The 26,517-nt window shown below is 53.9% G+C and carries 8 protein-coding genes and 2 pseudogenes; all 10 read right to left on the bottom strand.

What is annotated here, in order from left to right; translation table 11 throughout:
- Positions 1-17: 17 nt before the first annotated feature.
- Positions 18-281 (bottom strand): annotated as a pseudogene (locus tag SELR_RS16235) (ATP-binding cassette domain-containing protein); the annotation flags it as partial.
- Positions 262-591: a transporter substrate-binding domain-containing protein gene (locus SELR_RS16230; protein WP_014431140.1), complete on the bottom strand. Its 330-nt coding sequence runs from the start codon at positions 589-591 to the stop codon at positions 262-264. The pseudogene SELR_RS16235 and the gene SELR_RS16230, both read right to left, overlap by 20 nt.
- 310 nt (positions 592-901) lie before the next feature.
- Entirely contained in the window at positions 902-1,747 is an 846-nt protein-coding gene (gene budA, locus SELR_RS16225) for an acetolactate decarboxylase (protein ID WP_014431138.1), read from the bottom strand.
- A gap of 24 nt (positions 1,748-1,771) precedes the next feature.
- Positions 1,772-3,070: an NlpC/P60 family protein gene (locus tag SELR_RS16220; protein WP_050992834.1), complete on the bottom strand. Its 1,299-nt coding sequence runs from the start codon at positions 3,068-3,070 to the stop codon at positions 1,772-1,774.
- Between the two features lie 110 nt (positions 3,071-3,180).
- Positions 3,181-4,356 carry an autotransporter outer membrane beta-barrel domain-containing protein gene (locus SELR_RS19580; protein ID WP_419789608.1) on the bottom strand — a complete coding sequence of 392 codons (1,176 nt, stop codon included), beginning with the start codon at positions 4,354-4,356 and terminating at the stop codon, positions 3,181-3,183.
- A gap of 474 nt (positions 4,357-4,830) precedes the next feature.
- A pseudogene (locus tag SELR_RS19575) lies at positions 4,831-5,271 on the bottom strand (autotransporter domain-containing protein); the annotation flags it as partial.
- A 467-nt stretch (positions 5,272-5,738) separates the two neighbouring features.
- Positions 5,739-7,886 (bottom strand): hydantoinase/oxoprolinase family protein, encoded by a 2,148-nt coding sequence (locus SELR_RS16210; RefSeq protein ID WP_014431135.1) that lies wholly within the window; start codon positions 7,884-7,886, stop codon positions 5,739-5,741.
- Positions 7,887-7,906: 20 nt separating this feature from the next.
- Entirely contained in the window at positions 7,907-9,289 is a 1,383-nt protein-coding gene (locus SELR_RS16205; protein WP_014431134.1) for a transporter, read from the bottom strand.
- A gap of 43 nt (positions 9,290-9,332) precedes the next feature.
- On the bottom strand, positions 9,333-10,682 hold the full coding sequence (locus tag SELR_RS16200) for an FAD-dependent oxidoreductase (RefSeq protein ID WP_014431133.1): 1,350 nt from the start codon (positions 10,680-10,682) through the stop codon (positions 9,333-9,335).
- A 398-nt stretch (positions 10,683-11,080) separates the two neighbouring features.
- Positions 11,081-26,503, bottom strand: coding sequence for a leukotoxin LktA family filamentous adhesin (locus SELR_RS16195; RefSeq protein ID WP_014431132.1), 15,423 nt, complete (start codon positions 26,501-26,503; stop codon positions 11,081-11,083).
- Between the last annotated feature and the right edge of the window lie 14 nt (positions 26,504-26,517).

Raw genomic sequence — 26,517 nt, 5'->3', positions numbered from 1 at the left:
GACTTTTTATTTGCAGGCTCGTATATGCCTCCCTCATCCAAGTAAAGAATGCGGGTAGAAACCCTTTGGGCAAGTTCCATGCTATGGGTCACCAGCATCATAGTGACACCGGAGGCGGCTACCCTCCTAATAACGGCCTCCACCTCCCCAGTCATGGTGAGGTCCAGCGCCGAGGTGGGCTCATCCAAAAGGAGGATTTCCGGCTCCATGGCCAGGGCCCGGACAATGGCCACCCGCTGCTGCTGGCCCCCGGACAGCTCATCAGGATAGCTGAAGGCCTTGGCCGAAGAGTTTCCATCTGTCCTCCCACAGGAAGGTATCCTGAAATTTCTGGCGAAGAATCTGCCCTAGCCTGAGCCCGGTATCGCCATCGGAGCGAACGGCCAGCACGCAGTCAGCTTCGCAGGTCTTTTCCGAGAACAGATAATGCTCGGCCCGTTCCGGCTGATATTCCACGGCGCAGAATCCCATGTCAAACTGTCCCGTACTCACCCCGGCCATGCCGGTTTCAAAGGTGGCCACCGTGAGTTTGTAATCATAGCCGTATCGGGCACAAGGAACCTGGCCATGTGCCAATGCGGCCGCTGGCAACTTCCTCCTCCGTAGTCAGTGGATTGGCTAGACAAGCCGCCAGGCGAAGCAATAATCATAGAACCAGGCCAAAAAACGTAATCATCCGTAACGCTCTCACGATCTCCCCCTCCCCTCTGCTAGATAAGGCCATATTTTAAGACTGAAGGGGCTGTGATAACGCAGCCCCTATTATGAATTCCTTACACATCCTTGCCCGTCTGCATATCAAACAAGGTCAGATCCACAGGAAAAGAAACGGTCAGGCTGGCTGCCCAAAACACACCACAAATGATTTTCCTAAGGTCTTTACGCATAAATAGACCTCCACTTACTTTTTCTCTTGCAAATTGCTCTTGGTGTCCTGTTCCGCACTGCGGATATCTTCCTTCATATCCTTGGCTAGATTGATGTCATGGAATTTCTTGTCATCATGCAGGATCATAGTGAACTTATCCGTCTTGTCCAAATAGATTTTCCCTTCTTTAAGGGATAGTTCCAAAATGTGGCCGCCTTTTTGCTTGTCATCCGAAAGGAAGTGGAAATGCCAGCCCACGGAGTTGAGTTCTCCCATATAGCTGGGGCAATACAGGCCCACCAATGTGCCGTTTATTTTTTTCTCAGTAAACTCCGTCTGTTTGCCCTTCAATGCTTCTACTAGTGTTGGATACGGCTCCTTGCTGCCATATTCACTCCGGAACAGAACGGAATCAAATTGCGCATGCAGTTTTACCATATAGAAACTGTTGGCTCCATGCTTATGAACCGCCTCATTCAAAATCTTTTCAAATTCTGCCTTATCCTTGATGTCTTTAAGTTTGATGGCAATATCCTGGTCAAAGAAAGTCACTGTGGCATAAGGAATAATTGTCTTGTCAGGAGCAACAATGACACGTCCGTCCCCCAAGGCCTGATAGACCTTGCCATCCAGTACGATCATCTCGCCGTTGAGTCCCTCGAAAGTTCCGATTCCCGTATCGCCAAGCGTACGAAGCTCTCCGGCCGTAACCGTACCGCCAAAATATCCCTGAGCCAGGGATTGCAAGAGAGCCACCTGAGCAATGCTCTCCCTGTCCGACTGAGCAGCATACGCAGGAGATACACCGATTCCCGCACCGATTGTTACCGCGCTGGCAAGAGCAGCTGCAATCATTTTCTTTTTGATATCAAATTTCATTTCTATCATCCCCCTATAAAAAGTCTAGAAACAACTTCCAATTGAAGTCATGCCATCAATAGTCGGAACAGCCTTGCCGTTTTGAAACGTGAAATCGGAAATCAGTACCTGCCGGATGTAATGCTTTTGAGCCTTCCCGCCAGGGAAAGTGAAATAGCTGCTGATTGAATGAATTGCCAGAGGTGTGCCTTTGTCATCTTTGCCAAGATAGAGCATCACATGGCCTGGCTTGAAGAACAGTGCGCCAACAGGTGCCTCCGCTGCTTTTTGATAGCGGGCAGCTTTATCAAGCCCCTCCAGGGATACGGAATGATTCATGGCTAGTTCCTGCTGGTCGGCATCACGGGGAATCAGGATTCCCATGGAACGGTAGACATCCTGCACATAGGAAGAGCAGTCAACGCTCTCCTCCATGCCGCCCCAACCATAGACATCGTCTAAAAACTTCAGGGACTGACGCACGAAATTATTCGGCGTGCAGGGAAGATACCCGGGATTTACCGTATTGTCTGCCTTTATGGCGACCCTGGCTTCTGAAAGGTGACCATTTACTTCCACAGGAACGATGGCTTGATAGGCACCGTTCCGCATTTTGGCTGATTTCAGCGGAATGATGCTGCCCATTTGGAAGAGGACATCCCAGGTGCCCCCCACATGAACTTTTTTCTTATGGTCCGTCACCACGAGGAAGTTTTTAGGCGACACATATTTTTCCCAATTTGCCCGCTCCGCAAAGCCGATGGCACCAATACTTACCCAGCCCTTGTAGTAACGGCCGATAGCAAACGCAAAGGCACCATCCTTGCTGGTATGCAGGACAAGCAGCGGTTCACAAGGGTCAAGAGCCGTGCCCTGCAAATCGTCATAATGCTGAAAGGACTTGTCATCGAAATAGTATTTGCTGGTTGGCAGGAGGCGCATATCGGTGCGCATGGTAACTACGCCGTAGCAGATAGCGGTGCTCGCCGGGACGGCCTCCAGATTACAGTTGTCCTGTGCCGCATTGTAATCTTCCTGAGAGATCATCATGCCGCCCTTGTCGTAATGATCGCCGGGTTCTTTTTCCCCACGGAAATCCTGCTGCGCGCTAAGGATCAACTCTTTCACCTCTGCACCATCAACCGTCTGGGGATAGCTCAGCAGATCCGTCAAACTTGACGTTTTCTCCCGCATCGCCTGATTGACGGAAATAATCTCATCCTGTGTCAGGTACAGTGCATCCCCATTCGGATTCCGCTCTGTCCAATAACCTGCCGCAGCCCTGTCATCATGGATTGCAATCGACGCACTGGATGTACTTCCAAAACCAAACAAAACCAGCAAAGTTGTGATTCCTGCAAGAATAATGTTCTTTCCCCCAGCTATCCTTCGCCTGTACGCAAAAATGTATTGACGCATGTAATTTTCTCCCTTCTCTGATTTGTGACTTAGCCTCAGAATTTCCACATCAGGCCCACCTTGCCCGCCGCTCCTCGCTGTTTGCCGCAGGCTGCAGTCACGCCAAGGTTCAGCGTGAAATTGCTATTTTTCGGCTGATGCAGCCAGCCGATTTCCAATATACCGCTGTTGCCTTTGAGGCTTGGTGTGGCTGTGCTGTATCCGGCCACGGCAGCCTTGGCATCACCGTCAAATTCATGTTCGAAGTAAGCGCCCAAATAGCCTTTGCTTTCCGTATTGAAGGCATGAGTCAGCTTGGCCCCCAGTCTTACCCGATGACTGCTGACGGCAGCAAAATCATAGGTTTCGCCTGTGCTCAAACGGGCAGAATCACTGCCTGTATGGCTGTAAAAATAGCGGAGGGAAACATCCAATTCATTGTTCTGCCTGAGGCTCATGATCTTACCCAGCCCCAGATGCGCCCCCCAGTAATGGCTGTTGGTATCATAACCAACAGGCGTGCCTGCATATCCCGTAAAATCCCGGGAGCTGTAATCTGCCTTGGTTTTGCCGGCGCGGAGACTGCCCTCGTAATACATGCCTTCCTTGTCCTTTTGCCGGACAAAGAGCGCAGCCCCGGCATAATCACTATCCCCCTTGCCGTGCAGATTAGCGCTATAGCTGTCATATCTGCCTTTGCCGTATTCCCCGGCCAGGCCATAAAGGAGTCTGCCGTTTTTATTGCTGACCTCCCTGGCTATGCCCAGGATGGCGCTGCCTCCACGGCTGTCCACATGAGAACCGGTCTGATAGCGGTATTTGCCGCCCTGGGTGGCAAAGAATGGCGACCATTCGCCCGCGGCAGCAGTGCCAGCGGTCCGGGACGCCTTCTCTGCCTGATGCAGACCATCTGCCGCCAGCAGATCTGCCCCCTGGTTCAGAAAGCCTGCCTGCGCCGCACGGGTCTCCACCAGGGATTTTGTCTCCGGATTGACCTCCGCCTCCCCTAAAACTGCCTGCAGATTGTGGGAATCATTGCTAAGGGTATAGCCGTAATTAAGGGAAATCCCCTGCTTCAGCGTGCCGGTATTCTGACCGTCATAAAGAATGTTTCCTTGGGAGGAAATAAGATTTATGGTTTGGCCCTGTGCAAGAGATGCCCCTTCTGCTGCGGACAAAACCAGTCTTGTACCCGTCAGGTCCGTATCAGCGGTACCGGTTATGGTCAGCATATTGCTGCCGGGTTGATAAGATGCGGGCAAATGGAACGCCACCGTCTCGAAATTATAGATATTATTGGCCCTTATCCCTGACGAGGCAAGATAAAGCGCATTGCCCGTGCGCAGGTCACCGCCATTTGTGATGTTATAACCAAAGCCATCCGTGCTATTCCCTGTCAGATACACACCACCGCAGACATCCATCAGTTTCGCCGGAATGTAAATGGCAACCTTATTGCCGGTGGCATTGCCCGTGCTGCTCATGGTCATGCCGCCATGCAGGTATACCTCCCCGTTCCCGGAGCCGCCCAGGAGATTTATGGTATTGCCCGAGGCATTCCCGGCAGCAGCGAATCCGCCAAGCAAAGTCAGCTTGCTCGCTGCACTGCCGCCAAAGACATTTATCGTGTTATCGTTGGCATTGCCCGTGCGGGAGTAGCCGCCGTATACCAGCCCTGTGCCGCTGGTGGAAATGGAGCCGCCACTGATATTGACCGTGTTGCTGATGGCATTCCCATTAAGGGTGTAGCCGCCATAGAATTCAGCATCACCTGGCTCGTACTCGGTGAAAGTCTCTTTATAGATGCTTTCACTGGAAGCCAGGTCAGCCACTGCCCCTCCCGCAAGATTTACCGTATTGCTGCGCGCATCGCCATCATCGGCCTTGCCGCCCCAGATGAACGCCCGGTAGCCGCCAATGGTGCCACCCTTTACCGTTACCGTATTATTGTCGGTATTGCCTGTGCTATAAGCGCGTGCCCCAAAAAGGTAAACGCCCTTTTCGAATGTACCGTCATTGACTGTGACACGATTGTTTATGGCATCGCTGCCTCTATTGCCAAGACCTGCGGCAATGAAGGTCTGCCCCTCAAAACTTCCCCCATTCACCGTAACGTAGTTATCCGAGGCAGCATATCCCTTATCCATGGCATTGCCGGCATAAATGCCAGCCGATTGCTTTGTTCCGGATTTATTGACGAAATTGCCGTCATTGATGATAATACCATTGCCAATGGCACTGCCATTATTCCGCGTGAATCCGCCGTAAAAGTAGTTGGAGTATTTACCCGAGCCAGCGGAGGTATCCCCATCGACTGTGTAAGTCCCCCCATTTATCGTCAAGGTACTGTTTGAAACTGTCCCCTCCTGGGTATAGGCATTGAAAAACCACTGATGGCCGCCGTAATGATCGTAATCCTGATCCAAAACCCAGTTCACATCGGATATATTCCCTGTATTGCTGCCATCTCCCCAGCCATAATAAGTCTGATCCTCTGCGGCAGCAGATCCGGAAGCCGACAGCCAGCCTGCCACAGCGATAGCCAGCCAGGTCTTTGTCTTTTTGCGTATTTTCATATATTCTCCCTTCTATAGATCGGCTGATCGTCAAATTATCAGCGCACTGCCAGCACAATGATCTTCTCATCCTCCGGCAGGAGCTCTGCTTCCAACTTCATGAGATCCAGCACCTGTTCCCGGCTGGCAAGGCCGCTGAGATTCAGCTGTTTTTCCCCATAATAGGCGAAAAGCCCCGGCAGTTCGCCGCCAGTCGCTCCGTATTCCACGGTATCCTCCAGCAGGGATTTCAGTTCCGCCTCCAGCTCTGCCTTGGTACAGACAATAGCGCCGAGGGCTTCCCTTTGGAGGCACACTACACCATGTCGGTTCAGCACACGCACCTTATGCTTTTTGACCGGGATAAGCCCCAGGATGCGCTTCTTGTACTGCCCATCAAAAACATGCCATGCTCCCGCCGCTGCAGATTCCTTGACATTTTCAGGGGGCAGCTCCATAGACTGCGCCGCCAGGGCCTGAAGCTCCTCTGACGAAAGCGCCCTCTCTGCCCCTTCGTGCTTGCGCAGTTCGGTGGCTCCCATGGCCACAGCCCGCAGGATATTGGCCTGCCGGTCAATCTCGATGGCAATTTCCACAGTAGACTCCTGAGCTCCGGAACGCAGGACCTTCTCCATGGCCTCCCGGCGAATGGCTCGGATATCTTCCTCCGAGGGCTGCACCACCGTGCGTTCCACCACTTCCCGCACCATGGCCATTGCTACGCCTATGGTGGAGATAATCGGGGCATTTTTCACGATCTTCCAGCGGATATCTTTCCACCTGCCCAGATAGGGGACGATAACGCCGCCGCTGCCGCCACCCCCGGCCAGACAAAGAACCTGAGGCGATAGCTCATACTCACGGATCAGACGGGCAACGATCTCCCAGATCTTATCTGCGGCTATATCCATCGCCTTTTGTGCCGCTTCTTCTGCGCTGCAGCCAAGGGCCTTTCCCAGTGCTCCCCAGGCAACTCTGGTGGCTTCCCGTCCTGCCTTTCCGGCATTGACATAATCATTTTCGGGGACGCTGCCTAAAAGATTGGCGGCCCCGGCCAGTGTCAGGGAAACACGGCGCCCGTCACTGCCGACGACAGAGGCATAGACCGGTGCATCGTCTTTTAGTGGCGCCACCAGCTCCAGATGAGGATCAGCCAGTGCCGGGGAAAAGACCTCATAAGCCAGCCCGGCAATGTGTGCACTGCGGGGCCCTACATCGGTAATCTTTCCCCTTTCCACCCGTATCATGCTGCCGCCGGCTACGCCCAGGGTGCGGACATCCAAGGAGGAAAGGTAGGTCTTGTGCCCGCCTACTTCGCCGTAGCGCACCATGACGCGGCCGTCCTTCACCACGGAAATATCTGTAGAGGTGCCGCCGGACTCCAGAAAGATGCCATCGGACAGGCGCTCATACATTAGGACACCCGCCACACCAGCTGCCAGCCCGGACAACATGGTAAGGATAGGCCGCCTGCGGACTTCATCCACCGTCATGACACCGCCGTCGCAGCGCATGATCATCAGAGAGGCCGAAATGCCGGAGCGCTTGACGCAAGCTTCCGTCATATCTGCCGTTTCCATCATCTTCGGAATCAGGCTGCCATTGACCACTGCCGTCCGCGTCCTGACGCGCAGGCCATAGAGCTGGGACACCTCATGGCCCCCCGTGGCATAAAGCCCCATTTCCCGGGCCATCTTCATCACAAACTTTTCGTTGGCCTCATCATCCACCCCAAAGGATTCTGTAGCCACAATGACTTCGGCACCAGCCTGCTGCAAGGCTGCAAGTTTCTCCCGAATCTGGTCAGCCGCAGCTGTCGCATCCTCTGTCTCCACATATTCATGCAGGACAGAAAGAAACTTTCCCGGGGCCAGGAGAATATTCCCCACATCGCTGGCGGTCTGGGCGCGACTTGATTCCATACCGCTGCCCATGGCCAGCACCCCGGTCACGGCCACATCACCTTCCAGCAGGGCATTAGTTGCCTGAGTGGTACCATGGGCGATGAATACCACCTCTTCCGGAGCAATATGATTTTTTTCCAGGATATTCTGCAGGACCGTGATGATTCCCTCTGCCACCCCCTCTTTTGCTCCATGAGTGGTCGGAATCTTTTCCTGGGCTATGATTTCATAGGTATCATTGTCAATGGCGACAGCATCGGTAAAGGTGCCGCCTACATCGATGCCAATCCTCACCTGGCGCATCTATCTCCCTCCTCGTATGCTCAATGGGTAAAGGCTACGCAGAGCAGCATCAGGATGCACATGCCCCAGCTGTAAGGCAAAATGCGCCGCAAGATCACAGCCGTATCCACGCCGGTAAAGCCGCCAATCCAGGTGTTATGGGAATTGGTGGGATCTGTCACGGCCTGAACATAGGTCACGGCCAAAAACATGCCGCAAAGGGCCTCGGGGGGGAATGTGCCGAATCCCAGAAGGATGGCGGCAATCCCCGCGCCCATGCCAAACATATTGAAGGGCCCCCGATAAAGGGCCGCCGGCGCAAACAGGGCAAAGATAAACAAGAGTCCTGTCAGGGATTCCGGCAGGATGGAGGTCAGGACAGGATTCAGCACCGGGGCAGCCAGCGGATGGGCCGTAGCCGTCACCAGCATGCCGATGCCGATAAACAAGAATAGCACCCCGGCCACATCCTGAATGCCCTCCACAAAAGCGCCTGCCATCAGATTGATGGTCTGGCCGGGCCGTGTCATCAGGGATGCATAGAGAGCTGACACCAGAAAGCCCAGGATCGCGGCAGCCACCGGATCAAGAGCGCCATTCTTGGGACTTCCCAAACCGAAGACCATACCGGCACAGCCGATAAACACCAAGGGCAGCACCGGCGCGATAAGCGCCGCTGGAGACAGCTCCTTCTTTTTTCTGACCAGACCATCCTGACCACCGGAAAACACGCTTCCCAATCCCTGACACAGACTCACAGGAATCGAGACAATGCCTTTCAGAACACTTGCTGCCAGTTCCAGCAGAGAACCTCCCTCCCCATTGCCCTTGGGGACATTGCGCAGGATGTAGGCAATGGCTCCCAAAGCTGCGATGGCAATACCGGGAAAATAATAATACAGCGCAGCTTCGCTGCCAAAAATGCCAATGAACGTGCCATAGCTGGCAATATTGGCCATAAGTCCAAGATTGATGCCCAGCAGCAGGATAGCGGCAGCATCCAAAGGAGTAATCCCCGTGCTGGTCATGATGGGCAGCACGATGGAACCAACCATCAGCACGGCTCCCAAACCGCTCATGCCCGTGAACACAAAAGCCGTGGCCGCCAGCATAAGGAAAGCGATGGCAATGGGACGATCTCCGGCCATTTCTGCAGCCTTCTTGATGATGGCGTCAGAAATGCCCGTCTTCTGTATGACCTTGGCAAACATGGCGCCGAAGACCACCAATGCAATGGCCGAAGACAGCCTGAGGGCTCCCCCCAACAGGACTTCATTGGCCCAGGTCAAAAAAGGCAGACCTGCACACCAAGCAATCCACGCCGCCATAAGCGGCAGCGCCAGCAATGCAGGCAATATCCTGGCCACCATAAGGGAAGCCGCCACCACAAAGCCCCCCAGCAACAAGATACCTGTAATTGACATACTTTATCCTCCTAATTTCCCGCAAGAGTTGTTTTTGCTTCGTTTATGTACTGACATAGCTACGTTTTTCAGCAGGAATCTTCTCCCAGACGATTTCATTCACGGCGATGTGTTTTTGAATCCCCCAGGCTGCTGCAATGCCTGCGGCTTCGCCGATGCTCATACAGGTTGGTTGGATGCGCATGGAAGCCTGCAGAATAAAGCTGGCGCTGATGCAGCGTCCTGCCACAATAAGGTTCTCTACTTCTTCGGTCACTAATGAGCCATAGGGAATCTCATAATAGCCACCCTGAGGCAGTTTCTCCGAAACCTTTTCCCCATGAGCATCGATGAACCAGGCGGTACGGCAGACAGCATCAGGGAAACGGCTCTGGTTGTGGTAATCCTCCTCCACCAGATAGTGCTTGCCACAGATACGCCAGGACTCCCTGGCTCCTAACATAGCCGCTTCCCGGCTGATGAACGCCTTTTCGAAACCGGGCAGGTGGCGGATCAGATAATTGGCGATATGATGCATCATCCGGCGGCCATAGGCGACAGCCTTGCTGTAGAACACCGGATCGGTGGCCTTGAACTTCACGGGAATTTCCGGGCAGTTCATGCTCATGACGCCGTTCTTGCCAATGATGGTATAGGCCTGCATGTACTCCGCCTCTTCCTGGGTGATTTCCCCGTTCACCACCCCCTTGGCCATCAGTTCTTCCAGTTTATACCGTTGCTTGCGATGCATGGCCTCGGCTATCTCAAAGTAAGGAGGCTTGGACTTGCACCAGTCCTCCTTCAGTTCCACTGCCACATATTGATAGAGCCGCTCAATATCGATGCCGCCCATTTCAAAACGGAAGGAAAGAGGCTGGTTGTTCCCGGTCTTTTCATAGCCTTGCTCATAGGGAACGCCTGCAGAGCGGGAAAGATAAGCATCCCCTGTGCAGTCGATAAAAGTCCTGGCCTGGATGGCTGCCAATCCGGCAATGGTCTGGACAATGCAGGCCATAATCTTGCTGCCCTCCACCACGGTATCCACCACCACCGTCTGGAAGAGGACATCCACGCCTGCTTCAGCGCACATCTCATCATAAATAAGCGTCAAGGTCTCAGGATTGTACCAGGTCTGCTGCGTCACGCCATCAAGTGGTTCAATGCCATGCTTGCGCAATCGTTCCTTGACCTCCGCCACATAAGGGGTGTCACTGTCCGGGGCATGAGTATCCATAAAAGGATAAACGCATCCCAGCACCGCCAGTCCGCCAAGGGCCACGCCCCGCTCAACCAGCACGGTCTTGGCATTATTCCGGGCTGCCATGACCGCTGCCGCCGTGCCTGATGGACCGCCGCCAGCCACACACACATCCACGGAGAAAAGCACAGGAATTTCCTTGCCGGCATATCTCATCGCGCTTCCACCTCATTCGTTCCCATCGTTGCAGCCAAACAATAAAAAGTATTTTCTAAATTGATTTAATTCTACATCAATATATATTTTTCCTGCTTATAGTCACTAGCAGCAATGAGCATCTGCCCAATCTTTTCTTCCAAGGTAACTTGTTGAATTTGCTCCCGCATTGGCGGGAGTTTTTTTGCAAAGGAAAAGGCAGGCGGTTCGATGCGCCTGCCGATTTTGCTTATCAGGGGCTGTGAGGGATGTCCGGGGATGGATTTGGCTCACAGCCTCTTTGCTTGTGGGGCATTATGCGGTTACAGTCTGCATCTGACGATCAGAACAGTGTATAGCCTCTCTCGTTGCCGCCGAAGCCGCGATGCTTGCCCGCGTGGGCCGTCAGGCATCTTTTGTTACGACAGCCCGCGCTCGCCCCTGGTGAAGTAGCCTTCGGCGGCGATGCCGGCGACGAAGATCACGTCTTCGTCCTCCTCCTCGCCAATCAGGACGTCGTACACCGTCTCGTATTTGCCGGTGTATTTCACGCTTGTTATGGCGATGGTTTCACCGCCGCGCACAAGTGCCGGTCTGCCTACGGCATCATCCTTGATTTCGTAGTTTTGTTCATGCCCTAACCAGATGGTCTGACTCTCCGTGGTATGCCATACCGTTCCGTTAGAGAAGGTAACTTCGACAATCTCCTCCTCCCGCGGCGTCATGACTTCGGTGACTGTGCCGGTGATTTCCCTGCCGTTACGGTCCAGGGTGATTACCTCATCGCCGACGGCAAGCTCACTAATGGGTCTTTCTCCCTTCGGCGTCGCCACCGGAGAGTCGGCGGTGAAACAGGACTGCTTCACTTTCTGCTCCTCTGCAGCCTTTTTCGCCGCGGCTTCCTCTGCAGCCTTTTTCGCTGCAGCCTTTTGCGCCGCTATGTTTGCGGCGTCCTGGGTAAACTGTGCCAGCAAGTACTTAGTGGTTTCCGCCTCCAGCGATGCCTGCTTTTCTTTGGCTTCCTGCGCCATTTGCGCAGCGACCTGCTGTACGAACTGCCCCTCGCCTTGCACCTTCTGCTTCGCAATCTCGGTGAGCAGGGCGTGGCCAGCCTCCTTCATTTCCTTTGAACCTCCCTTCGCGTACAGCCACATACCCATGACTTCCGTAAAAGACTTGAACTCAACTCCTTTTTCTTTTTGCATGGCTCGTGCAATATCATAAAACAGATCTTCCCGCGACACCTGGTGATCTGGCTCTCCCAATTCTTCCTTGTAAGCATTGTATGAGCTGCGTACTTCGCTGTTGTTTGCAAGGAGGTCGTCGATTGCAGCGGCCAGTGCTTCGTATTCCGCCACCTTTACGTCAACTTGCTGCATCAGGGATGCCTCTGCCTCCTGCCAGGCGGGTTCTGCCTTTTGCTTTGCAACTTCTTCAGCCGCCTTTGCGGCTTCTTCTGCCTCCTTTTGCTTTGCCGCTTCTTTCTCCGCTTTCTTTACTGGGTCAGTTTCATCCTTCGCAATATCGGCAAGCCGCGATTCTGCGCCCGCTTCATCCAAAGCTTCCTTGCCGCCCGTGTAATTCTGTACAGTATCCCACCACGCACTGATATCGTCATCCGAGTAACCATACCTCTTTCGCTTCTGGGCAAATGCCTGCTTGAATTCATCAATAGCGACTGCCGCTTCCGGATCAGCCCCGCTGAACGCATACTCCTTGATCGCCGCGATCGCTTCGGCACTGTAGCCCTTATCGAGCAGGAATTTATTGACTACTTCCTGCAGATAAGCTTCCTTGGCGGCTTTTTTATTTGCTCCGGCGACTAAATACTGATCGACAGCATTGATGATCGTTTCCTTGTTCTCTTTGAGGTATTCAGCATATTCTCTGGCGGCTTCTTTATACGCATCAACCAGCTTCTCTATCTTCCACTCCCTCGCTTTCGCCTCTATGTCCACAATCCTGCCATTCTCGACGATTTCGCCGAGGGGCAGCTCGCCGCCGATGCCTTTCAGCTTGACCGTGCCTTCCATAGCCTTGGCGTTCACAACAGCGCCGTTCGCGAGGATGCGCACGTCATCGATATCGCCATGCTTTGTATAAAGATCCACGGTGCGGCCCGCGTTGATATAGCCCATGTCCATGCCATAGCCGTTGTACATGCGGATGCCGTTGTCGGCGCGGAGATAAGCATCCATGCCTGCCGCTGCCGAGAGCAGGGTGAGTGGCATATTGCCGTTCTGATGAACATAGATGGAGTTGCCGCTGTTGGCCATAAGCCAGCCGTTGAGCATGATCTCCAAGAACTTATCCTTGGCGCCGATATCGCCTGCACCGGAGAAGATGGTAAGATTTTTGCCACGAATCTGGGTGCCGTCGGCAATGGTTACGCCCTTGCCTGCAGAGAGACGGATATTCCCGTCGGTGTCGATACCGCCCTTGATATTCAGAGCAGATTCTTCCGTGGCACTGACATAGACATTATTCTTGCCCGTCAGCTGTACGGTGCCGCCGTCTGTTACCTGAAGGGTAACGGGCACCTGCCGCCGCACGGTGACGCCATCCTTGTCCCAGGTAAGGTCGCCGGCTTTGGCGCTGGCGAGGAACTTCATGTTCTCCTCTTTCGTGATGTCTTCATTTTTAATATACTTCTCCGCCTCATCGTAGCCGATGCCGCCGTTAGGGGCAAGCAACGTGATGTTTTTGCCGGAAACATTGGGCGTGTCCACGATGTCAATGACGCCGGCCTGGCTGTTCACGATGCCGTTCTGCACCGCGTAAAGCAGCTCGTTCTTGCTCCAGCCGTAGTTGTCGCTGACGGAAAGGTCGCCGTAGTCGACGATGGCTTTCTGTTCATCGGCTGAGAAGCTCTTGCCTTTGAAGTAGGCATCCTTGGCCGCCTGGAGTCTCGCCCGGGCTGCATCCTTTTCTGCATCAGTGGTGGCCGCCTGCATGGCAGAGATATATTCCTGCTTGGCCTTGACAATGCCCGCATCCTTGGCATAAGCAGCAGCAGCGGATTTGTAAGCCTCACCCCGTGAAGCGTTCAACGTGAGAACACCATTATTTTCGGTAGCGGCCAGTTGTTTGAAGCGGCTTTCGATGGCCGACAGTTTCCTTTCCTTGGAAGCTTTTGCTGCCGCCGTACGGCTGTCATCGCTGTCAGCATCGGAAATCATGCCCAGTTCTTTCCAGCGGGCGATCCTTTCCTCTGCCGAGGAGTCGATGGTATCTACGCCGCCATTGGCGTCCACGGTGCTGCCGTTTTTCGCTTCAAGTGTTACATCACCTTCCTTGCTTTCGATTCTGGCCACACGCATATCCCCGGCCTGCTGCTGGATGTTGATATCCTTTTGAGCCGTGGCGGTAAGGCTGGAGTTCAGACGATTCGAGGAAGTAACAGACGTTCCTGCCTGTACTCTCAGAGGATTATCCTTGGTGCCGATACCGCCATTTACACTGGTAAGCGTTATGGCTGGAGCTTCGATAAGCGTCGCCAAATCTTCGCCGATAACTTCTCCCTTTGCATTATAAACAAGACTCTTCTCGTTTGGGTAAACTTCAATAATGCCATCAGCGGTAATGTTGATTTTCCCGTTATCCGGCGCATTCGTAATCTTTACCTGACGAATTTTCAGATTCCCTTTATCCGAATCAAAGTTAATGTTGCCGCCTCTGGCCGTAAGGTTTATCACTGCATCCGCCCCTACTGCCCCATGCTGGACATCAATGGACTTGCCTGTGGCTTCCAGTTCGTCCGTAATGAGCCTTGCTCCTTCCATCGTCTTGATAATACCGTCGGCAGTGACAGCGATGGAGCCCACTCCTTTCTTGACATAGTTTGGCACTAACGGATGTGTCTTATTCGTCGCCGTCTCAACATTTTCGCGGAAGTAAACGCCAGCCCCGGAACGGATGTTTATATCACCATCCGGTATAGGGAGAGAAACGCTAAATCTATTCGAACCATTAAGCGTGTAAGTAGTGCTGACATAATTCCCCTGCGTTTCCGTCCAGTTATAGGTAACATAACCTTCCGTATGCGTCCAGTCCGTATAAGACATCTCCGAAGCGTTGACCTTGCCCTTTACCGTATTGCCAACATTATGCACAATACTATAGATGCTGATGCCATCGTACTCCACGTCCCGCGGTCCAATCATGCCCAGGTGTTCATCATTCCATAACTTGATGAAATCTCCCGTTGGCAGCATGTCGTTCCCGGTGCTGGCACTACGGGTTGTAACACGGACATTCTGGATATCCGAGCCGATATTTTTTATCAGCTCATCCGTGGTACCATAGCTCCATAGCTTGAAGAGGCCGAAAAATGAGGCATAATATTTTTTGTAATACTTGTCCACCACGGTCTGCCCCGTAGTACCGCCCGTCCATTGATAAAACATCGAATTAGGCTTGAAGTAGAAGATGGGGTAAGGATCTCCATAGTACGCCCAACTGTTTACCCCCCAGCCTTCTTTGTCATCTGGTATCTCATTTTCACCTTCCAATTTCAAATCGTATTTGCGATATAAGTCGTTTTGGAATTCAGTTACCCTGCCAAGGAGCGTACGTTCGTAACTATCGTAATCATAGTCATTCGTATCTGTGATACGCACAAACCCCTCCCGGTCATTATTCGTGATTTTTCCAATGTAAAGGTCGGCTTTTGCCTGGCTGGTATCAATGGAAATATCTGCTGGCCCGTTTGCCGCCACGATGCGGCCATTCCCGGTGCTGGCTATAGCCCCCTTCAAATCAATTCGTCCACCACGCACATCTATATCTTCTGTCAACAAGTGCCCTGTAGTGGGATTGTAGTAAACCGGCACGGCATAATCGTAAAACTTCGTGTCGCTGTTATAGATCTGCCCGCTCTTTCCGACCTGATATCGCTTATTCCCGATTACATCATCATCTGCAAGTTTAGAACCAGATGATGCTTGCGTAATCTTCGTCAGGTCGTTTTGGGTAATGGTGTTCTTGTAGCTCATATAGCCACTCTGGATAAGGCCATTCACATTTATGGTCTTTGCATTGATCGAGATATTTCCTCCTGCAATGTAGCCCGCGCTCTCATCCAATGTGTACTTTATCTCAGCATCCGTGAGTCCCACGGTGTCTTTGAGCCATTTCCTGTAATCATTGTAAGTTTCGAACCTTATGTATCCGGAGTTCTTGGCGCCAGTCATAGCAATCTCAGAGATCTTTTTCTGGATTTTCTTGGCCGTGACCTCATCAAACTGGAACTTAGGCATCGGATCGCCACCGATATTCAAGCGGCTGTCAGGATTTGAGAGATTGATTGCTCCATGGTCGGCGAACATCTTCACGGAACGTCCGTTCACTGCCCCAGTTACGCCAATGTCATAACGGTCATTTACGATGTTCACGCTGCCCGGCAGATTCTCTACAGTGCCCTCAATCAGTATATCAGGCGTCGATACTGCGTCTGCTTTGCCTGTCGATTTTATGGAAATGACGGATTCTCCGTTTTCATCTTTTATGATTTTGTCATTAAGATAGAGCCTTCCGCCACCATCGTCGATTTTTACATTGTTCAGCACAAGCAGTGAGTTCCCACTATTCGTTATGTTGATATGCGGTGCGCCGTTGGCAGAGATATTACTCTGTCCCGTGAGCGTCCCTGTATCGGCGAATACATTTCCACCGGACACATTGATATCGGGTAACTTAATCGCTGGAATAGGATACTCCGTGATAATCGCAAAGTTTCCGTCCGAATCCTTGTAGATGAAGCCTGCATCGTCCATCAGTTGAATGAGTGCGTCAACCTCGCTTTTCAGAGCCATGTACTCCATACTGTCTGCGCTGTAACTCTTCGCCACCTCTACGAGTTGCCTGTAGCGGTCAAGGTAGTTATTCTCGCGTGTTATCTGCATCAATGCATTGGCCGGGTTGAACCACGCCTGCTTGGACGTGACTTTGACTTTGCTGGTATCGATGGCGGCATCTGCTGCGGTCGATCCCTTCAGGGCGAGATTACCCGTAATATCTATGTCCAGCTTATTATGGATGCCGGCGGTAACTTTGCCCTGCACATCCACCTTGGCAGTCTTATTCTGAGAAACCTCACTGTCGCCTAAAGCCGTGCTGGTAAGCCGCCGGGTGCCGGTTTCGCCACTGCCATAAATCTTGAACTGACGGGCCGATTCTTCAATATAAGAACTTCCCTCGTCTGCTTTGAGATAGGTATGGCGCACAGAGGTGGTATTGGCACCACTGCCCACCGTCACGCCCCGGTCAAGAGTCAGCGTCTCATTGATGGTGGGCGAAGTCTCAGCGGGGATAAAGGTGGCGTTATGGGCATTGGCATAGGTCAAGAGGCGGAAGTTCGAGGGTGTCCTGTTTTCATCCGCTCCGGCGAGCAGCATCAAGTCATGGCCGCTGGCCAGCTTCGAGCTGCCGGTAATGTCAACCTTATCCCGACGGGTGAGCTTGTTCGTGTTCTTTACCGTGGTAACGCCGGAAGCGCCGCCTTCATCCACGGATTCTGCTTCCAGGTCATGGTCAATATCACTGGTGGCAGCCAGAGAAATATCGCCGCTCTCCGTGGAGAGATTGGCATTGTTCACCGCCACCCGGTCGGTAAAGGACGTATCGCTGTCACTGCTGCCCACCAGAATCTGGACAACGCCTGCCCCTTCCACATTATTCTTGCTCACAATCTTACTGTCAGTCTTGGCCTGGGCTCGCAGGGAAGATTCATCCAGCCCTTTGAGGGTACTGCCGGTGATGTTCACATCGGCAGCAGCATTGATGGTATTCTTCACGGCAGAGTCGCTGCCCGTGACGCCGCCGTAGCTGCCGGCCTTCTGGGTATCTTTGTAGTCAATATTGTTGTTGGCATTGTATCCCTGAGTGAAATTACTCTTGATATTGGCATCATTCACATTGATGGCCGTGGTGTGGGTAGCCGTATTGGTGATGCCTACGCCGCTGCCGCCGGCAATGGCTGCCCTTGTTGCATCGGTGGTAAAGTCATGCTTATCCGTAAGTTCCGCTCCTGCCGCAAAGAGGGAAGTATTCCAGTTACCACTGACATTGGTTCTGGTATTGGTGGTCAGGCTGTTTTCCAGTTTGGCGGCATAGGGGGAGATGTCCACTGCGGCACCGCCATCCCCGTCAGCTCTGGCCGTATTGTCCTCGGAAGCCGTGCTCAGGAGCAGGGCGATTTGCAGCTGCTTGTCATTGGTGCCATTGGCATTGATGGCAGAATTCAGCACGCTGTCGCTCTTGGCCACATTGGTGCCGGAAGCCACCAGTCCGGCAGCGCTGACACCAGCAGCCTTGATATCCTTGGTCACATTGGTATTGCTCATGGCCATCAGAATGCCACGTTCCTGAACATTTACTTTACCAAGGTTAATCTGAGAATTGCCATAAGCGTCTGCCCGGCCGGTATTGACCTGGGCCGCCACATAGCCGGAGATGCCCAGTCCCTTCATGTCGGTGATAAGACCGATTTCGTTCTGGGCGAGGATTTCCGTCTCATCGGCCAGGAGGCTGGTGCCATCGCCGATATCCACGGTGCTCTTCACCGGTGCAGACTTCGTCCCGGCAGAGGAATCCGCCACCGTTACGGCACCGCTGACCAACAGGGAAGCGGCGGCAGACTTGGTCTCCGTTTTTACATTTGGGGAGTTCAGGGCAGTAATGCCGATGGTGCCTGCACTCAGGCTGTTGGCATTCTTGTTTTTTGCTGTATTCAGGGTTACTGCCGTCTCGCTGGCGTCATGAGCCGTGGCAGAGATCCCCGTACCGGCTACACCAATAGCAGCGGAAACAGCCTGGGTGGTTACCTCAGCGGTTTTCTGGCCATCCTTTTCCGGCCCACGGGAAGCGGCCACCAGCAGCGAATCTTCAGCTTTCATGGTGTTGCCGCCCTGCAGCGCCACGGATACCTTGCCCTTGTTTTCCACCTCGCCAATCAGGACATTCACGGAACCGGCTATGGCCCCGGAAGCACCCAAAGCGTCAATCTTGGCACGGCTTTCATCACCGGCAACTACCGCGATATTTTTGGCATTCATCGTATTGCCGGAAAGCTGCAGATCCGTAAGGCCACCCTTGCTGACCTTGCCATAGGCTCCGGACAGGGCCAGCGTGCCGCTGAGGGAACCCTGCTTGACTTCCAGCTCGGAAAGACCGCCCTGATAGGAGGCAATGGTAATATCACCGGAATTGGCCGTTATGGCAGAGTTACGGACTTCACCTACGGAATTGCCTGCCACATCCAGCATGGCCACCGTGCCGCTGACGGCCGCACTGCCCCCTGCCGTAGCGACTACGCTCTTCATCTCGGCATTGGTCTTGGCGTCTGCCTCAAGGGTCACATCCCCAGCAGAATCCAAAGTGCTGCCCATAACCGTAAGGCCGGAGGCAGAATCCTTCTTCTTTGCTGTCATGGTCACGGTGTCACGGGTATTGGTGATATTTTTCCCGTCACTATCCACCACGCCATGGGATTCTTCTTTCGAGAGGTTGCCAGCCTTCATCGCATCGTTTATATCCGTAAAGACATTGCTGACGTTCATCTTGGTCTTGCCGTCACCGGCATCATAGGTTGAGGAAATATCCTTGCCCACATTGGTCACCATGACATTGAGGCCCATGGCAGAGCCGCCTACGGAGGCATTGCCCGCAGTCTGCCAGATGTCCTTGTTGTCGCTGACTCCGGCATTGATGGCTCCGGCGTAGACTTTGCTGTTTTCGATATTCACATTGGTGGTGCTGTCCAGCTTGTTGACGGAAACGCCCACGCCTACACCGGCTGCCCCGGCGGAGCCCACACCGGCCTTCTGGTCGAGGATCAGCTGGTTATTGGCGGTGATATTGGCATTCTTCGCCCGTTTGCCGCTCGTGCCGATGGTGCTGTTTTTGAGCTGAGCCTTGGCGGTGCTGCCCGCTTCCGAAACGCCGATGGAACCGGCCAGACCTGCGCCGATACCGGCCAGACCTACCCCCACTTCCGTGTAGTTGACCTTCATCTCATTATTGGCTTTGACATTCAGGTCACCCTTCTTGTTGGCAGCATATTCCACATTGATGTTTTCTGCCGTAGCTTCGGTAGTGCCCGTATCCGACACATAGCCCACGGCAATGCTCAGGCCTGCGCCAATGCCTGCGCCAGTGAACACCGTACCGATAAGATGGGAACGGGAAAGATGATCTGCCGTCAGGGAAATATTGCCGGCATTCTTGATGTTCACATTCTTGAGGAAGGCATTGGTGGTGCCATCCAGCAGAGTCACACCAGAAGCCGCATTGACAGCGGCCCCCTCACCGGCAAAGGAAGCGCCGGCAGCAAAGGAACCTACGCCCTGACGGGATTTGGCTTCGATATTTACATCATTGGCATACAAATCGTATTTAGCGGAGGGGCCAATCAGGGAGGCTTCCGTGGTGCGGGTAATCTTATTGGTGTCAGAACCAAGGCCCACAGCGCCCCCTTCCATGGCGATGTTCACCGTACCCACGCCCCCTGCACTATTGGCATAGTCGTGGGCGATGACATTCACATTGCTCTTATTGGCGGAAGCATTATTTATCCTGGCATCCGTAATGCGGGCCTTGGTGGAGCCGCCAATCAGGTTCACATCCACCGTGCCATTTACGGCCGCACCTGTACCCGTGCCGCCGGCATTCACCAGGAAGGATTTCATGGTATGGGTGCCGGAGGCATCCACCAGTAAGCCCGTGTAGCTCTTGGCCGTGCGGGCATCCTTCAGGCTATCGGAGGATTTGAAGAGATCCTGATCCGCATATTTGTCGAGGATAGCGTCATCGCTGACGGTATCCTTGACAGAATGGGTTGCATCTCCCGTGGATTTAATGACCGTATTTGCCCCTTCAACAGCCGCTTCCGTCTCGCTGTCGATCTCATTGACACTGACAGAAGCCCCGATGGCTGCCCCCTGAGAAGAAACAGAGAGTGCCCCTACATAGTTGGCAATCTTCTCATCGCTGATGGCCGTGATAGCCGGGGACTTGGCGCTGATATTGGCACCATTGTTGACCAGAGCCTTGGTCTCCGTGTCGATAAGGTTCACGGTAGCCGAACCGGCCAGGCCCAGACCGCTGCCGTAATTTACGCCGCCACCGACACCTACCGTGGTGATGTCTGCATGGCTGGCTGCTCCCAGGTCAAAATCATTGCCGGTGAAGCTGCCGCCGGAGAATTTGGCCGTGGTATGGGTTTCGTCACGGGTGACGCCCACGCCTACGCCAATGGCTGCGGACTCGCCCACTGCGGCCACGGCGGCATTGGTGCTGAAATCATCATCGGTGCTGGCCTTGACGGAAATGTTGCCCGTAGAGTTCTTGACATTCGTATTGACCACTTGGGCAGTCACATCGGCAGACTTCAGCCCTACGGCGGCGGCGCCGTTCACTGCCGGGGAACCGTTGGCCAGGCCCACGCCAAAGCCAATGGTAGTCAGGCCGGAGTTATCCGTAGCCGTGACATTGATTTTGGAGGTATTATGGTCAATGGTGGTGCCACTGATCGTGGCGCTGTTGACCTGACGGTCCGTATCGCCAATGGCATTATAAGCCACAGCACCGCCAATAGCTACTCCCTGGGAAAGGCTAAAGCCGCCGGCCACCGCCAGTTTCTTCGTATCGTCTTCGGAGGCAACGGAAATGCTCGTGGCATTCTTCACCGTGCCACCGGAAAGTTCTGCCTTGATATTATCCGCACCGCTGTTTACCGCTACGGCACCATTGGCGGCCAGCTTCTCCCGGGAAGCGGCCACACCTGCGGTCACAGCATAAACCCGGCCTTCATTCTGGGCACCAATAGCAATGGTTTTCGCCGTATTATCTGCAAACTGCGAATTCTGCACATAAGCGCCGGTGGTGTTTTCCAGACGGTTGTAAGCCCCAGCCAGCCCCGTGGCCACATTGCCCACGGAGACCTGGCCCGCCACATTGATATCTTTAGCGGCGGTGCTGGCGTTAACGATATTGCCGACCATATTCTTGATATTGGAGCCGCTGATTTCAGCCCGCACATCATTGCTGTCGGTCTGCCAGCTGAAGGAGCCTGCCCCGCCAAAGCCGTCAGAAGTGCCGCTGCCCCCGGCGGCTGCACCGATGGCCAGAGTCTTGCTGTCCGCTTTGACATTGAGCATACCGCTGCCCGTGATATCGCTGCCATTCTTGATGGCCGCCGTAAAGTCATTGTCCACTTCGCTGATGGAAAGGGCTGCATCCACGGAGGCGGAGCCGCTCTCGCCAAGAGAGGCCGCAGCAGACAGAGCTGCCCCTACAATGACATTGCCACCCTCCGAGGAGATATTGGCCTTGCCTTCACTGTCCAGAGCATCCTCGATGGCTTTTGCATAGGATGTGCCATCGGAATCCAGACCCCTATCCTTGATATAAGTATCGTATTGCTTGGAAACATCCTTGGTGTCCCGGGCATCCACCGTCACATTTTTGGCGGTGATCTTGGTGCCGTCCAGGACAGCATTGGCCGTATTCTTCAGGCTGTTATAGGCAACAGCCCCCTCAAAGCCATAGGACTTGGCACCGCTGCCGGAGGAAGCGGCCACAGCCAGGCCCACTGCTCCCCCTACTTCGGTAATGCCGGTGCTGACCGTATTGGTAAGATTCCCGGTCAGGGCGTAGTTACCCCCGGTAATCAGGGCATCCAGATTGTTGTCGATGCGGTTGTAGACCACACTGCCCCCTACTGCGGCGCTCTTGGATTTGCCGGAGGCAATGGAGGCATTGACGCCGCCGGTCACTAAAGTGTCCGAATCCGTCACGGTATTCGTGACGCTGGCGGCAGTTGCCGTGTTGTTCAAAAGTTCTGCTTTCACAGTATTGTCAATATCCGCCACGGAGACAGAAGCCGCCCCTGTATAGCTGGAGCCGCCGGCTGCTGCCCCGGAAGTGGCCACAGCAAGGCCAAGGCCTGCCGAGACCACGGCACCGCTGCGCTCTGCCTCATTGGTAATGTCAGCAGCATTCGTGATCTTGCTGTTGCGGATAGCGGAAACCGTATCGATGTCCAGATCAGACCAGCCCACAGAACCTGCCACACCCACATTGGTGCTGTTCTCGTTCTGGCCACCCAGCTTGCGGGTATTGAAGGTCAGGCCTGCGGCTCCGGCCCAGGCCCCGGTAAAGCCGGAATCTGTAGCGGAAAGCGCAATATTCCGGTCGCCACTTCCCAGAGTGATGGTGGCCCCATCAATAATGGTATGGGTAGTCCTGTCCAGCAGGTTGATGGCCACACTGCCGGCACCGGCCACGCTGATATCGGACAGCTTCTTGTTGGCGGTGGGGTTCTTGGCCACGTTGTCCGTCTTGAGTTTCTTGTTTTCCTTGATGTCTGCGGCCTTTTTGACAATATCCGGCACGATGGAGTTGAGTTTGTCATTGGCCGAACGCCAGACGTTCATCACCTTGTTTTTATTGTTGGTGATTTTGGCCGTGAGCTTGCCCATTTTCCCTGCTTCGTCATCATCGGAAGCTGCAGCAATGCCACCAGCTACGGCCAGGGAATTGATTTTGCCATCCAGATCGGTGGTTGCCTTCAAGCTGCCTGCATTGATAGTGGCCTTGCCCACGTTGACAATGCTGTTCACTTCCATATCGTTCAAGGCCAAAGATGCCCCTACCCCTGTGGCTGCACCAAAGCCGAAGGAGCCGGCAATATTCATAAGATTGGCGGTGTTGTTGCCGGTGATATCCATGGCACCAGTGGATTTGAGCGCAGTATTCCCCGCAATATCCACTTTGGCCGTATTATCTCCCATGACATAGGTGATCATGCCCTTGACGCCGCTATCGCCGCCCATACTGGCCCCCGTGGCCAGATCCACATGGGTAGTGGTGCTGTCAGCGTTCACGGACAAGGTATTTCCCGCAAGCGCCGAGCCTTCTGCTACGGTGACTTCGGCATTGCGGTCAGCCTTGAAGAAGGAGACCACGCCACCAACGGCATTCTGGTCGCCGGTCTGCAAACCTAAGTTGCCGTTCAGGGAGGTATCGGCACGTTCAAGCCCGGCCTTGATGGTGGTTGCGCCCGTGCCCTTGATATCCGCATATTTCCCCAAATTGACCTTGGCGCTGTCATCCGTCAGGGCCACGTCCACGGCACCGGCAATAGCCAGCTTCGCATTATCCTTGGACAGATCACGGGTGGGGTTATACGATGGATTTTTGTCACTGCCGCCTTCCGTTGCCGAGGAGACCGAGAAATTGGCATAGTTCTCCAGCTTCAGGAAGGCCGTAACCTTCGAGGCGATGGAGGTATAGGCAGAGGGGTATTTTTTCAGGGCATCCAGCACGGCCATGGCTGCGGGGGCAATATCCCCCACCGTGGCCGCATCCGTCCGGTAATTGTTGACCACCAGGGCAAGGTTTGTCCAAGCTGTCGTAAGTTCTGCATCATCCAGTTTTTCGATGGCTTCCCTGCTGTCGTCAAAGGCCTTCTTCAGCTCGTCAATGACATGGGTGAATTTGCTGGTGGAGGTAACGGTCACATCTTTGCCGCTGATTTTAGCGTGTTTTGCCGCATCGCCTTCCTCCACCACCACCTGGGCAGAGCTATCCAGGTCAGCCACCAGCACCGAGGCCTGGATCTTTACCTTCTGGACGCTTTCCTTGTTGTTCTCGTCAATCTTCTTTTGGGCAGCATTGCCCATGGAGCCGGAGGCATACATATGGGTGCTGTCTGCTGCCAGGTCACTGGTGACTTTCACATTGCCATTGGCCTGAATATCCGCATTCTTCGTCAGGGTAGTCTTGGCCGTATTCGTCTCGGAGGCCACTGCCACACTGGCTCCGGCGTTAAAGAGGGACTTGGCATCCTCAAAGAGAGATGCTTCCTGCTCGGGGGAGCCCATCTTGAAGAACTTCTTGAATACCCCGTCCACGATGGTGTTTTTGATATTGCCGATATACTTGCTGCTGTTGGTAAAAAGGCTCTGTTCCATGTTTTCCGCGCTTTGGGTGGAAGCACCGATGGAATTGGAGGCGTTGATCTTGTTGGACTTGACGGTGTTCTTGGAAGACAGATTAACCTCACCACCGGCATGGATGGCCGTATCCACCTTGAGGTCGGCAGAGGAGTCATAGTCCATTACCGCCACAGCCGTCCCGGCCATGGCATTGGACGTGGCCTTGGCGCCTGCCGTAAGGGAGACTTTTTCCGTGGACTCTGCCGAAGCATTAAAACTCTTAGCAATATTCTGTATATTTGCCGTATCCTTCAGATTGACTTCGCTGGTATTCTCCCCTACCAGCACACCGATGCCCAGCGCCAACGTGACATTGTCGGTCTTGCTCAGGGATTCCTTGGCACTGACGGTGGGCGAAGCCGAGGCATTGGAAGCGACTTTAGCGCCGCCCTGGTCGGTCTGCAGGGTGCCTTCCACATTCACCACGGCCTTGTTGTCCAGCTTGGCCACCGCCACAGAGGTGCTCTGGGCTCCTTGGCGCAACTTCAGGTGACGGTCGTTGACAATATCCAGAATTCCTCCTACGATGCCATCTGGATTGGTGGCCATGCCCGCTGTAAGGGTGCTGTCGGCGGTAATGGACAGAGCCTTCCCGTCTGAAGGATCTGCGCCCGTGGCCTTGATAACGGCATTCTTGCCAATATTGGTCTCAGCCTTTACATGATGGAGAGCCAGCACCGTATCCACATCAATGAGGCGCAGCACATCGGCGCCTGCCCCTAAGACATCATAGCTGCCGCTGCCGGTAAAGAACTTATGCAGGGAAGCCGCATGGTCGCCGCCATTGGTGACGAAAACATCTTCCGCCTTGGCAGCAATGTTGACATTCTTGCCTGTAATCTCGCCATTGGCGTTTACCGTGGCTTCAACGGTTCCCAGGGCAAAGGCTTCCTCATTCTTGGCCGTAGCCGTAACGGACACGTCACCTGCGGCACTGACAGTTGCCCCTTCAGCCACAGTGACCGTAGGTTTCAGCTCTATGCTTGTCCAGTCGCTGGTGGTGCCGCTGTTTCCCACAGCTGCCAGCACGATTTTCCCGTTGTCACTGGATTTTTGCAGGGAAAGATTCCCCGCAAGGCCCGCACTTGTCCCGGAAATATTGACCAGACTGGAAAAGTCAAGGCTGTCCTTGCTCACAACGCTGGCACCGCTCTCCAGATTGACATTGCCGCCCCGGAGGCTTGCCCCATCCACCGTATTGATCTTACCGGCCACTTTGATGGTGGCATCGGCATTCAGGGCAATGGAGCCGTCCTGTATCTTGCTCCACCGCTGGGAGAAGCCTGTATCCTTGACACCGCTGTCCCCCACCATGGCATTGTATTCCGACTGGGAAGGTGCCATAAGGTGTACGCTGCCCGCATTGATCACGCCAGTAGAGCCTACCACCACGCCATTGGGCGAAAGGAAATAGAGGTTGCCGCCAATGCCGCCGTTCTTCACCGCATTGACCGTACCGCTGATACTGGCCTGATTATTGACAAAGTTTACCAGACTGCTTGCATTCGTACTGCCCGGAGCAGTGCCCATATGCATATTCGCAATATTCCCTGCATCCAGTTTAAAGTTCTTGAAGGCATTGACTGCAACAGAATTCACCAGTTTATCTGCATAGATATTGTTGACCGTGTCGTTGAACTTCGCACCGCTGACTTTTTCAATATCCTGCGCCGCAGCCAATGACGGCATTACTGCCGATGCCAGCATAGCCCCACCTAAGAGGACAGGTGCTACCCGCGCCAGGACACTTCTCGTATTGTTCTTACCGTGGCTCTTGGCATATTCCGAAACCACCACATAACACTTCCGCACATGGCTCCAGATGATCTTATATGTCTTATTCACGGTTTTTCGCTCCT

The sequence above is a fragment of the Selenomonas ruminantium subsp. lactilytica TAM6421 genome (genome assembly GCF_000284095.1).
Taxonomy (GTDB): domain Bacteria; phylum Bacillota; class Negativicutes; order Selenomonadales; family Selenomonadaceae; genus Selenomonas_A; species Selenomonas_A lactilytica.
This window is presented reverse-complemented; position numbering and strand designations above follow the sequence as displayed.

Bases quoted from the DNA above. Each gene is read 5' to 3' on its own strand.
- budA (WP_014431138.1), bottom strand. From the start codon at position 1,747: ATGAAATTTGATATCAAAAAGAAAATGATTGCAGCTGCTCTTGCCAGC.
- SELR_RS19580 (WP_419789608.1), bottom strand. From the start codon at position 4,356: ATGCTGACCATAACCGGTACCGCTGATACGGACCTGACGGGTACAAGA.
- SELR_RS16210 (WP_014431135.1), bottom strand. From the start codon at position 7,886: ATGCGCCAGGTGAGGATTGGCATCGATGTAGGCGGCACCTTTACCGAT.
- SELR_RS16205 (WP_014431134.1), bottom strand. From the start codon at position 9,289: ATGTCAATTACAGGTATCTTGTTGCTGGGGGGCTTTGTGGTGGCGGCT.
- SELR_RS16200 (WP_014431133.1), bottom strand. From the start codon at position 10,682: ATGAGATATGCCGGCAAGGAAATTCCTGTGCTTTTCTCCGTGGATGTG.